The sequence below is a fragment of the Arthrobacter sp. TB 23 genome (genome assembly GCF_000294595.1).
Lineage (GTDB): Bacteria > Actinomycetota > Actinomycetes > Actinomycetales > Micrococcaceae > Arthrobacter_D.
On the sequence record NZ_ALPM01000041.1, the window covers coordinates 23,099 to 36,212 of the forward strand.

10 protein-coding genes are annotated in these 13,114 nt (G+C 59.4%); 5 read left to right on the forward strand and 5 right to left on the reverse strand.

Translation table 11 applies throughout. The features are described from left to right. The first annotated feature begins 15 nt into the window (after nt 1–15). The 3 genes from rsmG to B384_RS0105080 all read left to right on the forward strand — a co-directional run bounded on the left by rsmG (nt 16) and on the right by B384_RS0105080 (nt 3,326). Nucleotides 16–648, forward strand: a complete 633-nt coding sequence (gene rsmG / locus B384_RS0105070; protein ID WP_019482054.1) for a 16S rRNA (guanine(527)-N(7))-methyltransferase RsmG — start codon at nt 16–18, stop codon at nt 646–648. Between the two features lie 260 nt (nt 649–908). Continuing rightward, nucleotides 909–1,868, forward strand: a complete 960-nt coding sequence (locus B384_RS0105075) for a ParA family protein (RefSeq protein WP_192813065.1) — start codon at nt 909–911, stop codon at nt 1,866–1,868. Between the two features lie 348 nt (nt 1,869–2,216). Further along, a complete protein-coding gene (locus tag B384_RS0105080; protein WP_019482056.1) occupies nt 2,217–3,326 on the forward strand; it encodes a ParB/RepB/Spo0J family partition protein in 1,110 nt (369 codons plus the stop codon). 2,050 nt (nt 3,327–5,376) lie between these two features. Here B384_RS0105080 and trxA read toward each other — a convergent pair. The 5 genes from trxA to B384_RS0105105 form a co-directional block, all read right to left on the reverse strand. After that, nucleotides 5,377–5,700, reverse strand: coding sequence for a thioredoxin (gene trxA, locus B384_RS0105085; RefSeq protein WP_019482057.1), 324 nt, complete (start codon nt 5,698–5,700; stop codon nt 5,377–5,379). A 2-nt stretch (nt 5,701–5,702) separates the two neighbouring features. After that, a complete protein-coding gene (gene trxB, locus B384_RS17810; protein ID WP_019482058.1) occupies nt 5,703–6,767 on the reverse strand; it encodes a thioredoxin-disulfide reductase in 1,065 nt (354 codons plus the stop codon). A gap of 132 nt (nt 6,768–6,899) precedes the next feature. Further along, on the reverse strand, nt 6,900–8,375 hold the full coding sequence (locus B384_RS0105095; RefSeq protein WP_035766502.1) for a hypothetical protein: 1,476 nt from the start codon (nt 8,373–8,375) through the stop codon (nt 6,900–6,902). Between the two features lie 145 nt (nt 8,376–8,520). Continuing rightward, nucleotides 8,521–10,299, reverse strand: a complete 1,779-nt coding sequence (gene murJ / locus B384_RS0105100) for a murein biosynthesis integral membrane protein MurJ (RefSeq protein ID WP_019482060.1) — start codon at nt 10,297–10,299, stop codon at nt 8,521–8,523. Between the two features lie 45 nt (nt 10,300–10,344). Then, a complete protein-coding gene (locus B384_RS0105105; RefSeq protein WP_024475650.1) occupies nt 10,345–10,875 on the reverse strand; it encodes an NUDIX hydrolase in 531 nt (176 codons plus the stop codon). Nucleotides 10,876–11,024: 149 nt separating this feature from the next. On the opposite strand from B384_RS0105105, the gene B384_RS0105110 reads away from it, so the two are divergent. Both B384_RS0105110 and B384_RS0105115 read left to right on the forward strand, forming a co-directional pair. Next, a complete protein-coding gene (locus B384_RS0105110) occupies nt 11,025–12,464 on the forward strand; it encodes a CCA tRNA nucleotidyltransferase (RefSeq protein ID WP_019482062.1) in 1,440 nt (479 codons plus the stop codon). Next, entirely contained in the window at nt 12,461–13,108 is a 648-nt protein-coding gene (locus tag B384_RS0105115) for a histidine phosphatase family protein (protein ID WP_050994851.1), read from the forward strand. The genes B384_RS0105110 and B384_RS0105115 overlap by 4 nt, the downstream gene beginning before the upstream one ends. The last annotated feature ends 6 nt before the right edge of the window (nt 13,109–13,114 follow it).

Genomic DNA, 13,114 nt, shown 5'->3' on the forward strand with positions numbered 1-13,114 from the left:
GTCGAGGCATACCTGATGGTGGAAATTAGTGAATCAGAACTTGCAGCTGCCCGATCAATCTTCGGTGACCGCCTCGGCTTGGCTGAGCGCTTCGTAGAGCATCTGGCGACGACCGGTATTGAACGTGGTCTGCTGGGACCGCGAGAGGTTCCACGGTTATGGAGCCGCCACGTCTTGAATTGCGCAGTGACTGCCGAACTGTTCCCAGCAGGGGCTGTGGTGGCAGATGTCGGCAGCGGTGCCGGATTGCCTGGCATAGCGTTGGCTATCGCCCGCCCCGACTTGTCCTTCACCCTTATCGAGCCACTCGAGCGTCGTGTCACCTGGCTCAATGAGGTAGTCGCCGATCTAGGTCTTGACAATGTCAAGGTGTTTCGCGGACGCGCGGAGGAGGCTGTAGGGAAGGTCTCGGCAACCGTCGTTACTGCTCGGGCCGTATCCGCGCTGGGGGGCCTTGCGACAATGACGATTCCCATTCTGGCTGGAAGCGGTCAGGTGTTGGCGATCAAGGGACAAAGTGCTGCTGAGGAAGTCAAAAAGGCCGCGAAACTGATCCGGAAGCTTGGTGGCCGGAATACCTCTGTAGTACAGGTCGGTGCCGGAGTATTGGACCAACCAACTACGGTCGTCCGTATCACCATTGGGTAGTCTGCTTACAGCCCCTTCGAATCTTCACCAATAGCGCTTGTCCCGAGGTTCGTTCGAGCCAGTGACCGGTACTCTAGAAGTAGGACCGACCCCGGAATGCTGAAAGCGAGTTATCCTGCGTGACAACAAAAGACGCTGCGAAGCGAAGTCAATCCTTGCTATCAGCAGGGTCGCAGTTAGCTGTCACTCTTGGCGAAATACAACCAGAAGTGTTTGCTGATCCGGCAAATATGGGAATTGTTTCACGTGAAACCACTTTTATGGTGTCCAGTTCCCAGGCGGCACCGGTTCCTGCCCAAACGATTACCCCTAGCGCATCACCAAGGAATGTTATGGACGCGATGGACGACAGCACACCCCTGGCACGGGAGTTGGCCAGCGAGAACCGTCGCAGGGAAAAACTGAGCGGGCGTAGCCTTCCCAAACCTAGTGCTACCCGCACGTTGACGGTGAGCAATCAAAAAGGTGGCGTGGGGAAAACCACGACCACTGTCAACATTGCCGCAGCACTCGCGGCAGCGGGCCTGAATGTGCTGGTCATCGATATCGACCCTCAGGGCAATGCATCCACGGCCCTGGGGATTCCGCACCATGCAGAAGTCGACAGTATCTATGACGTGCTCATCGATGACCTCCCCCTCGGGGAAGTCGTAGTCCCGTGTCCTGATGTTCCGAAGCTCCTTTGTGCTCCTGCAACCATCCATCTTGCCGGCGCGGAGATCGAACTGGTATCGCTGGTGGCCAGGGAGCAGCGCCTGCGGCGGGCCATTGACCTCTACTCTCAGGAGCGCGAAGACCGTGGTGACGAACGGTTGGACTATGTCTTTATTGACTGTCCCCCAAGTCTGGGCCTCCTCACGGTAAACGCCTTTGTGGCCGCGAAGGAGGTTCTGATACCAATCCAGTGCGAATATTATGCATTGGAGGGTCTCAGTCAACTGCTGAAGAATATTGAGATGATCCAAAAGCACCTCAATGCTGAGTTAGTGGTATCTACAATCCTGCTGACAATGTATGACGGTAGGACAAACCTTGCAGCGCAGGTGGCTGCGGAGGTGCGAGAGCACTTTCCCAAGCAGGTTTTGAAGGCCGTCGTACCGCGTTCGGTCAGGATCTCTGAGGCGCCGAGTTACCAACAGACGGTGATTACTTACGACCCGTCCTCGAGCGGTGCTCTGTCCTACCTTGAAGCAGCTTCGGAAATCGCCCTGCGCGGATAGCTAGCCTCAAGCCGTTTCACCACTTCCCGCAGTAGTGTGGGTATCAATAATCACCCGATGCGGATTGCTCTGCACTTTTGAAGGGACCTGGTCATGGCCGAAAAGCGACGCGGATTGGGACGTGGACTGGGAGCTCTCATTCCAAGCGCCCCGTCGAACGAAGAGACCTCGGGGATAGACTCTGTGACGCCACGCAGCGGGCGGCCGGCTGATCTGTTTTTCCCATCAGCACCGCCCAGGGAGGAGGCGGAGGATTCCGTCTCGGGGTCTGCGCGTTCACAGCGACCCGCTTCTGGAATCAACAAGGATGCGCTTACGGCCTCTACCCGGGGCTCCAAACGAACGCCTGTGAAGAAAGCCACGCGGGTTCCCAAAAGGGTTGCCAGCGAAAGCGCAGCCGAGGAATCCGGAGAAGATACAGCGGTTGAGGTGCCCCCCGCGGTCGTCGAGTCTACTCCCACCTCGTCTAATCTCAAGACCGAAAACATTCCCACTGTCGGTGAACCCTCCGGCCCGCTGGAAGATCAGGTGGTGGAGGTGGAGGACGCTAGCCCTTCTGTAGAGGCGGATTCAGACCGCACTCCGGAGAACGTTTCACGTGAAACAGCACCGCAGCCAGCAGACCCGAATTTGGTCGCGGTGCCTGGCGCGACATTTGCCGAGATCCCCGTGAACCTCATCCACGCGAATCGGAAACAGCCTCGAAGTGTCTTTGACGACGACGAGATGGCCGAACTTGTTAACTCAATTCGCGAAATCGGAGTGCTCCAGCCCATTGTTGTCCGCCCTTCGACGGAGGGTGGGGAACAGCCCTACGAGCTCGTCATGGGTGAACGGCGCTGGCGCGCAACCAGAGAAGCTGGCCTTGCAGTGGTGCCGGCAATCGTCCGCTCGACGACCGACGACGATCTCCTCAGGGATGCCCTCCTGGAGAACTTGCACCGTAGTCAACTTAATCCACTTGAGGAAGCCGCAGCATATCAGCAATTGCTGGACGATTTTGGTTGTTCTCATGACGAACTCGCAGAACGCATTGGTCGCTCGCGCCCGCAAATATCGAACACCCTCCGTCTGCTGAAGTTGCCACCGCTAGTTCAGAGGCGCCTTGCTGCTGGCGTTATCTCGGCCGGACATGCTCGGGCCTTGCTTGGATTAGGCGATCAGGTTGAGATGGAAAAGCTGGCTCAGAAGATCGTCGCTGAGGGATTGTCAGTGCGCACCACGGAAGAGCTCGTCTCAATGAACGATGGGCTGCGCCGCCCGGTGAAGCCGAACACGCCACGCGCCGGAGCTCGGCATGAACGGTTGGATTATCTAGCATCCTCCCTCTCAGACCGTCTTGACACCAGCGTCAAGATCACCCTGGGCGCCCGTAAGGGGAAGGTCAGCATCGAATTCGCCAGCGTCGACGACCTCAACCGCATTATGGGAGTTCTCGGTACCTCGGGGGCCTCCTAGGCCTAGATATCCGGGCTAGATATGCGCTGTTTCACGTGAAACATGTCAGCAAGGCGGTAAAGGTTGCCCAAAAGAGTTGGATGTTTCGGGTAGTGCCTGGGGAATTGGGTTAAAAAATCAAGAGATCTCCATCTGGGGGGCAAGACTCTGTGTGTTTCGGTGCCAATTTGCCCCCGGAATGTAGCCAGGACTTTCAGATATCAGGCGCGACAGGCCCCCTTTTGTGCAATGAACCTCATGGACGGGCTGGATACCTAGATCCGCAGGGCGGCAGGTTTCACGTGAAACAGGTCAGATTAGCCATGGTTGCCGTGTGCTGTCCATAACCTTGCCGAATCGGTAGCACTTTGCCCCTATTGTGAGCGCTGTTGTACAACGTTGCTGCTTCGGGGCAGGAATCTTCGGTTTCACGTGAAACAGCCGTCCTTTAGTCACCGATAGGCTGCACATTCGGCAGCCTCTCCCGGACTGAGACACAGAACATGAGGGTGTTCTTGTTGTGATCGAAGCTGCCCTAGTCCAATTCGATCCACAACCAGCCGAAGAGTGGGCAATGGCCGTCATACGACAACTTCACGCCTCATCTCTGGCCGCGTTCGCATTCGCCGACAGTTCTTCCGCCCTGATGCAGCGTCTAGCGTTTCTGAATTGACTCCCGGTCACTTCGCTTTGAGCGCTCTGGAGTACTAAGGCGCCGCACGGTGTCGTTTCACGTGAAACGACCGTCCCCTCCGACGTTTCACGTGGACGGCAGCTAGCGAGAAGTGAGGTCTAGACGAGAAGCCCTAGAGGGTCCTTCCCCAGGGGGGAAACACAACTGCCGTAAGGGTCCCTAATATTGCCCTGCGGTTCTCCCCACACCTGACGGGATTGTTGTACCTACCCGGTGCACTGGGTGCCGCGCAGGCCGAAAGTTGCCTATCAGCGACACCAGGGGTCGCCACGCTAGCGGGAGTTCCACCATGGCTAGGGTTTCTGGCGATTTCTGGCAGCTGGCGCCCCTTTGACTCCTATTTGGCCTGTAGCTGGCAGAGAAGATGTTTCACGTGGAACAAGTGTCTTCCGGCCTGGCATGCGCAGGCTGGGTCACAACTTCGAATACGAACCAACTCAGGGACGACTGGTAGCGAGTTTTCCATGGTCGGAGGTTCCCACCCCGCGTGGGAAGACATACTCGGATCTCATCGGTCCCTTCGTGATCTTTGCAGTCTTAGGAGAGCGGCGAACTCGACTTGAGCGTCCCCGCGTCAGTATCCATCCGTATTCCACCAAAAGACGGTTATTTAGCAATATTCAGTCCACTTGAGGGCGCCGCGCTAGCTATAAAGGTCGATCTACGGGTATCCGGTCGTTTGCTGCACTAGCAACGACGCTTTCCGGCGTCCCGTGTGGGCCCGCCTTTCCGATGCACGGGACCGGACTGGATCCTGGCAGCTGGCATCCACTTAGCCGGCATGACACGGGGCCTTCCACAGAACCGAACGTTTCACGTGGAACATTGTGGACGCCACCAAAGAATCCCGAGCCGTGACTAGTATCTGTGGTGACCTGAGTGAAGCTAGCAGTCAGCTGAAAGGTCACGGAGTCAGGTTGGAGATGTCACCCCGCGGGGCCGGAGATGTTGTGCAGAAGGCGGGGCCTGAGGTGTTTAGTTCCAGTGCCACGCGCGGGTCTAAGAGACCGGTCGATGCTGGCCCTGTTTGTCTCCTCGGGACGCGGAGTGAGATTTCGCGCGACGGCGCAGCACGGATCCGTTGATAGCATCTTTTGGCTACGAGAAGTCATGGGGTGGAAGGGTGCCGGTCTACTTCGCTGCTGCAAGTACATTTCCTACGGGCTGCACCATATTGATTATCACGCAGCGTCCTCCAGTGTCGGCCATGGCAGGCCGACCACGTAACCTGCCTCAGCTGAAAGTCCAGCCAAGATGAGGCTATGGCTCCGGGGTCCAATTCAGTTTCACGTGAAACAGTCAGCAGGCGTAAAAAAGGGCCACCACTTCGTACAGAAGTGATGGCCCCTGGAAAAAGGTGCAGGCTCGAAACGGTTCCTACTTCAGGAAGTCAGCGAATTCCTGCTCCAAAACCTGCTTTGGCTTAGCGCCGATGGATTGTGCTGCAACTACGCCGTCCTTGAACACATAGACGGCCGGGATCGAAGTGATTCCATACTTCGCAGCGGTAGCCGGATTATCATCGACGTTGAGTTTGACGACATCAACCTTTTCCGAATGTTCTCCGGCAATTTCGTCGAGAATAGGCGACAGCTTACGGCACGGTCCGCACCATTCGGCCCAGAAGTCGACGAGCACTGGCTTTGTTGATTTCAATACATCGGCGTCGAAGGACGCGTCGGTGACTTCTCTTGCAGTCATAGCTACTCTCCTTGGGTGGTGCTGGATACGTGGGCATCTTCAGAGACCTGTTCGGCTGGCGGTGTTGGTACTTCCGCCGCCGTCTCAACCGAGTCCCCGAGGTCAGCGAGGTAATGCTCTACGTCAATTGCCGCAACACATCCTGAACCGGAGGCAGTGATGGCTTGGCGGTAGGTAGGGTCGATCACGTCGCCCGCGGCAAATACCCCGGGTATGGAGGTCTTGGATGTGCGGCCCTGGACAGCGATGGTGCCTTCTGTCGTTAGCTCGAGCACTCCCCGTACCAGGTCCACCCTAGGGTCGTTGCCGATAGCAACGAAAACCCCGGTGACCGGGAGATGCTGGGTTGAGTCGTCTACAGTGCTAGCCAGGCGCAAACCCGTTACCTTGGAGTCGCCGTCGATCCCCACAACCTCGGAGTTCCAGATGAAGCGGATCTTCTCGTGGCTCAATGCCCGGTCCTGCATGATCTTGGATGCACGAAGCGAATCTCGCCTGTGGACCACTGTGACGGAGCGAGCAAATTTCGTCAGGAAAAGGGCTTCCTCCATTGCGGAGTCACCCCCGCCAATCACTGCAATGTCCTGGTCCCTGAAGAAGAACCCGTCACAGGTTGCACACCAGCTGACGCCGTGTCCTGAAAGACGCTTCTCGTCCTCAAGCCCGAGTTCACGATACTCGGAACCGGTAGACACAATGATGGATCGCGCGCTGAAAGTCTCACCTGTGCCGATGGTGACCGTCTTGACCGCGCCGGAGAGCTCAAGCGACGTCACATCTTCGAACAGTATCTCTGTGCCGAACCGTACGGCCTGCTTTTCGAACTGCTCCATCAGATCCGGTCCCATGACACCTTCAGGGAAGCCGGGATAGTTTTCCACATCCGTGGTGTTCATCAGTTCACCGCCGGCTTTGACGGAACTGGCAATCATCAGAGGCGCCAGATTCGCCCGGGCGGTGTACACGGCGGCTGTGTATCCGGCCGGTCCTGAGCCCACAATGATCACATCGTGGATCTTCTGTGGATCGGTGCTGCTGGTTCCGGTTGTGCCGGTTTCTATACTCACGGGTTTGGTAGACCTTCCTTTGTTGACACCACTACAGGAGCCTGGGGCCCGGCTGAGCGGTCATTTATAAGAACCGCGTCAGGGTCAAGCTTATTCCGTCCGCGAAGCGCACCGCTCAACAAAAGGTGAAGTTTAGGAGACGCTGATCTCCGCTATCCGGACGCCCCAGGGGAAGATGGCCTGAACGTTGGTCAAACGCGGAAGCTGGGTGAGGTTGACAATGACGTACTGAGCGGTGGCGGGCTCGCCCTCCGCGCCTGGTGGGACAGGGATGTTGATAGTCGGCCCGGTGAAGGAGCTCTGCGCAATCTGATCTGCGCCGTCGAGGGTCGGCTCATCATTGAGGAGGACAGTGAAACTGCCACCGGAGCCGTTGAGTTGCTCGATCTGGATCTGGCTGATTGTCGACTCCTCTTCGAGTTCGACGACAAGAGCCATGCTCTGGGCCAAGCCGCCAAAAGTCTCGTTCGCGAAGACGAGGGAGCCCCAGAAACTGCCAGGATTACCATCGATAATCAGGGGAAGGTCCGCGTCAGTTTCGGCGTTCAACTCTGCATTATCGGGGACGAGGCGTGTCACATTCGCGGGGACTGGCTCAACTGCTTCCACCGTTGGTTCTGGAGTTTCCTCAGGGCCTTCGGCAGGGGTGGTTGCGACGTCGTCGGTCGGTTCCTCTTCCACCTGGGCGGTGGTGGTCTCGGCGCCCGCTAGGGGATCAGGCGAAAAGTAGTTGCTGAGCTGGTTGACGGCCAGGGCAACGACGGTCACCAGGATGATCGCGAGCACCACTCCGACGAGGACCCGGGTGTACTTCGGGTTGTTACCCTCGTCATCGTCCTCAGCTGTGTCGTATTCGTCGTAATCTTCAGGTGCTCCGCCACCGGAGGCGGCTGCAGCAGGAAAGTGTGACGCGGCCCGGCCGGAATCGTCTGTCCGCTTTGGATCGGCGTCGTAGTCGCTTTCTGACCAGAGGGACACCTTGGGCTGGTCGCTGCCACGGGGCGCAGATGCCGGCGGCGGAGGAACCGCTGACGAAGCGGACGCCGGGTTGGCTGAGGCGGGGGTGGCAGCGTCAGCGCCGGAGGCTCCCGCAGTGACACCCGCAGCGCCAGCAGCCGCGGCACCCTTGCCGAACTTCGGCAGCCGGGCCTTCGGCAGGCGGGACTTCTTTTCGGGCTGGTCGTCGTCGTAGTAGTCGTAATCGTCGTCGTCATCGTAAGTCTCGGGTTCGGTGGAGCGGGGCCCGCCGAAGATTTCCGATCCAAGAGTATCGGTGAAAAATGGTTCGACAAACGGTGCATCCTGAGGGACAACGAGATCCAACAAGTCGGCTGGGGAGGCACGGTTGGTGACCAGATAGGTGCTCTCGTCGGTGACGCCCAGATCAAGGACCTGGATATTCCCCGCCCGTTCACCAGTGGCCACTTCACGGGCGGTAGCAGCTATTTGGCTGGCGTTGGAAGCTGAAGCGACCAGGATGCTGACTGGCCGATTCAATACCTGGTCCATACCGTCGAGCACGAGGTCCCGGTCAGCAGAAGCCAGTACGTAGGCGGTGACCTTGTAGCGGCCTCCCAATACTGATCCGACGTCTACTGGTTGTGGCACGTGTTCCTCCCGTGGAATGAATGGATTCTCGGGCGACGAACAGCATCCTGTTCAGCGCGTGAAGTCAATTGCAGATGATTCCCACCAATGCTACCGGTCAGTACCGTGGATCCGCGGGTTTTCGGCTCGCATGCCGGTGCCGAGTTCACTTGGTGCGAGTGAATCGGGACAAGAGGGGAGCCAGGAAGTCATCCAGCTCCCTAATGCGCAGAACCTTGAGCATGAGCAGGTAGACAAGCGCCATCAGCGTGCCACAAACGGCGAGCACGCTGAAGGCGGCCAGGACCGATTGCCAGACAAAGCCTTCGATGCTGTAGCCACCGAAAAGCCAGAGCGCCCCGGTACCAACTGCAGCGGACGCCATCCCGGCGAGGACAAGCCGAACATGGACATCGTAGACGCGGCCCGCACCGTAAGAGCCGATCTTGCGCACCAGGAACGTGTGGCTGACGACGACGGCGATGATGTTGCCCAGCGAGTAGCTGACAGCCAGCAGTGGGACAATGTATTCCGGCGCAAAAGTCCCGGATATCAGTGCCAACGCCACCCCGATTACAGAGAGGATGAGCTGGATGCGTAGCGGAGTCACGGCGTCCTCGGCCGCGTAGAAGACCCGGTTCAGGAAGAAGTTGGCACTGAGGAAAGGTGCCCCGATGGCCAGCAGGGAAATGAGCACGGCGTTGAGTGCTCCGTCCGGTCGGATCCCACCCGAGAACAGCATCCCCAGTGGTACTGCCAGCGCCAGGAGAACTGCCGCACCGAAAACTGTTGCTACCCCCATAATGCGAAGGCCACGTGACAGTGTCTCCTTGATTAAGGCCAAATCGTTGCGACTGTGGGCCGCCGCCAGCTGATTGAACATCACCGTGGCGATAGAGAGGGCGATCACGGAATGGGGCAGGACGTACACCATTGTTCCGATGTCAAGGTTGAAGGGTCCCGCAATCTGCTGCGGCGGCACCCTGGCGAGATAGTCCGGCCGTGCTTCGGCGGCAATTGAGGCAACACGGATGTTGACCAGGTACAAGCCGTTGCCTACCAGCATGGTGATGATGGTGATGGAAGCCAGTTTGCCGGTGCGACCCAATCCCACCCCCCGCCACCCGAATGTTGGCTTGAGGCCCAGCCCGAGCCTCTTCAGCGGCCAGAAGAGAACCAATGCCTGAATGATGATCCCGAGAGTGGTACCTCCCGCGAGCAGCAGTGTCTGGGACGAGGTCCACGAGTCCGGTGTGTGCGAGCTGTCGAGTTGCGAGCCCATCAAAACAATGAAAGACACCAGCGCAGCAATTGACACGATATTGTTTGCGACCGGCGCCCACATATAGGGGCCAAAGGAGCCATTGGCGTTGAGGACCTGACCGATAATCGCGTAGAGGCCATAGAAAAAAATCTGTGGGAGGCACCAATACGCAAAAATGGTGGCTAGCGCCAGACGCTCACCCGAAAAGTCGGTGACCAGGGTCATGATCAGGGGTGCGGCGAGAGTGACCAAAGCAGTCAGGACCAGGAGGACTATGACAGCGAGGGTAATGAGGCGACTGATGAAGTCGGCTCCCCGATCAGGGTTTTGCGTAGCTTTAATAATCTGCGGCACCAGGACGGCGTTGAACACCCCGCCGGCAACCATGAGATAGATGAAATTCGGCAGGCTATTGGCTATGGAGAATGCATCCACCACCCCGCCGGAGGCGCCGAGCGCCGTCGCAAGGAGGGCCACCCGGACCAGTCCGAGCACTCGGGACACAAGGGTTCCCGCCGCCATGATGGCGCTTGAGCGCGCTGTTGTATCCGGGGCTTCAGTGGAAGAGTGCGCGCCGTCGTCGGCTGAGGTGGCAGCAGTGTCGCCAGATTGAATTGCGCGGCGGCTGGGCAGTACCCCAGCGTCCTGCACGGGGAGGGAGGCTGTGTTTGAGTCCGACATCGTTGTCTATCGTCTCACCACTGGCCCCGTGGCGATAACGCGGACTTACAGGTAGTCCGGGAGGACTTCCCGGGCCAGGTCAGCGATGCGGCGCTCATTGGGGAAGGACAGCTTCTTTCCCAGCTCAGCCAGGGGAACCCACGCCACATCGACTGCTTCGTGGTCCGGGTCATTCTCGATGGTGAGCCGGCCACCAGTGGAGATCAGGAGATAGTGGTGAACTGTTTTATGAACGCGGTGCCCACTGACGGTGAACCAGTAATCGATACTGCCCAAGGCAGTAAGAATGCGGCCCTTGATGCCGGTTTCTTCCTCGATTTCCCGCACCGCAGCTTCGGAATTGTTTTCTCTACCTTCGGGATGACCTTTCGGAAGGCACCACTCGAGTCGGCCGCCACGGTTCAGCCGGGCAATGATCGCTACGTTGAGCTGGTCATCGGAGGTATCGACCACTATGCCGCCTGCTGACACTTCCTCGACGGTCGGCAGCGACTGGTGGACCTGGGGCGCGCCAGCACTGCCCATTGACACTGTCAACGGGGTCCGCTTGGGTGCGCTTGGAACAGGACGGTCCATGCAGTCCACTCTAACGATCTTTCGCTTCGGTTGATGACGATCCATAAGCTCCGCCGTCCTGCTGGGCCGGTACCCGCGTGTCGGCCGTCCCCGGCCCCGGCCGCCCCCATAGTGGAATTTGCCGTGGCATCTGGCACCCTTTAAGCACTATGGTGCACCTGTTAGACAACTCAACCCTTACCGCTCCGCTCCCCCCGGTTGTTACCGAATTGGGACGGCTCTTCGTTGCCGCCGGACATGAACTGTCGCTGGTGGGCGGGCCTGTCCGCGACCTCTTCCTGCACCGCACCTCCCCGGATCTCGACTTCACCAGTAACGCCACACCGGACCAGACCCTGAATGTCATCCGCGGGTGGGCCGATTCCTACTGGGAGATCGGCAGAGATTTCGGCACTATCGGACTCCGTAAGGGCGGCTTCATGATCGAGGTGACCACCTATCGGGCGGAGGCTTACGACCCCGCGTCCCGTAAACCGGTTGTCGCTTTCGGGGACACTCTGGAGGATGATCTGCTGCGCCGTGACTTCACCATCAACTCCATGGCGCTCCGGCTTCCATCGATGGAGCTGGTGGATCCCTATGGGGGCCTCCGGGACCTGAAGGCGGGGGTGCTGCGGACCCCCGGGGCAGCGTCGTCGTCGTTCTCGGATGACCCCCTGCGCATGATGCGGGCCGCACGCTTCGCCTCCCAACTGGGGGTCGAGGTGGCCCCTGAAGTGTCCGAGGCGATGGCTTCCATGGCCCAACGCATCACCATCATCTCCGCCGAGCGGGTCCGCGACGAACTGGTGAAACTGGTCCTGGGGGACGCACCTCAACGGGGCATTGACCTGATGGTGGAAAGCGGGTTGGCCGACTACGTGCTTCCCGAGGTGGCGGCGTTGCGTCTGGAAATCGATGAGCATCACCGTCACAAGGATGTCTACCAGCACTCGTTGACTGTGCTCGAGCAAGCCTGCCGCCTGGAGACGGGCGCCGACGGGGCCGTCCCCGGGCCTGACTTCGTGCTGCGGTTTGCTGCGTTGATGCACGACGTCGGCAAACCCGCCACCCGTAAATTTGAGCCCTCCGGGGCGGTCAGCTTCCGGCACCATGACATGGTGGGATCCAAGCTCACCGCAAAACGGATGAAAGCCCTGCGTTTCGACAACGACTCGATCAAGGCTGTGTCGCGGCTGGTGGAGCTGCACATGCGGTTCTACGGCTACGGGGAGGCCGGTTGGTCCGACTCCGCGGTGCGCCGGTACGTCAACGATGCGGGGAGTCTGCTGGAACGGCTGCACCGGCTGACGCGTTCGGACGTCACCACCCGGAATCAGCGTAAGGCAGAGCGGTTGGCCTTCGCCTACGACGACCTGGAAGCGCGAATCGAGGCGCTGGCCGAACAGGAGGAACTGGAATCCATTCGCCCGGACCTCGACGGAGCGCAGATCATGGGACTACTGAACATCAAACCCGGCCCGGTGGTTGGCCGGGCGTACCGATTCCTGTTGGAGGAACGAATGGAACATGGACCTCAGTCGGCCGAAGAAGCCGAGGCGTTGCTCCGCACCTGGTGGGCGTCACAACCAGAGTCGGCGACACCATGAGCCTCTCCGGCGCAGCCTCACCAGACCTGACACCAGCAGGAACTCCACTACCGCACCTCTGGCTGATGCGGCACGGGGAAACCGAGTGGTCCCGGGACGGCAACTACACGGGCCTCACCGACCTTCCCTTGACCGCCAGCGGGGAAAAGCAGGCGGTCGACGCTGCACGGCACCTCAAAGGGATCACGTTCGACGCTGTTTTGTCCTCACCGTTGCAGCGCGCGGTCCGGACCGCGCATTTGGCGGGCTTTCCTGATCCGGAGATTCTTCCGCATGCGCACGAGTGGGATTACGGCGACAACGAAGGACGCAACAGCGCCACGGTTCGCGCGGAGAATCCCGGGTACCTGATCTGGAATGACGGAGTGCCGAACGGTGAAACCCTCGCCCAGGTTGCTGGGCGCGCTGACCGGATCATCTCAACGGTCCAGGCCGGCTGCGGCACCCCAGCAGACCAGGATCCTTCCGCGCACCCGGCCCGTAACGTTTTGCTTGTCGCGCACGGGCACTTCCTGCGGGTGGTCGCCGCGCGGTGGCTGGAGATGGATCCCGGCCAGGGCCGACGGTTCGTCCTCGGTACTGCGGCGGTGTGCGCACTGGGATGGGATAAGCGGACACCCGCCATTGTGCACTGGAATCTCTGACACCCG

Bases quoted from the DNA above. Each gene is read 5' to 3' on its own strand.
- B384_RS0105075 (WP_192813065.1), top strand. From the start codon at position 909: ATGGTGTCCAGTTCCCAGGCGGCACCGGTTCCTGCCCAAACGATTACC.
- B384_RS0105115 (WP_050994851.1), top strand. From the start codon at position 12,461: ATGAGCCTCTCCGGCGCAGCCTCACCAGACCTGACACCAGCAGGAACT.
- B384_RS0105110 (WP_019482062.1), top strand. From the start codon at position 11,025: ATGGTGCACCTGTTAGACAACTCAACCCTTACCGCTCCGCTCCCCCCG.
- murJ (WP_019482060.1), bottom strand. From the start codon at position 10,299: ATGTCGGACTCAAACACAGCCTCCCTCCCCGTGCAGGACGCTGGGGTA.
- rsmG (WP_019482054.1), top strand. From the start codon at position 16: ATGGTGGAAATTAGTGAATCAGAACTTGCAGCTGCCCGATCAATCTTC.
- trxA (WP_019482057.1), bottom strand. From the start codon at position 5,700: ATGACTGCAAGAGAAGTCACCGACGCGTCCTTCGACGCCGATGTATTG.
- B384_RS0105105 (WP_024475650.1), bottom strand. From the start codon at position 10,875: ATGGACCGTCCTGTTCCAAGCGCACCCAAGCGGACCCCGTTGACAGTG.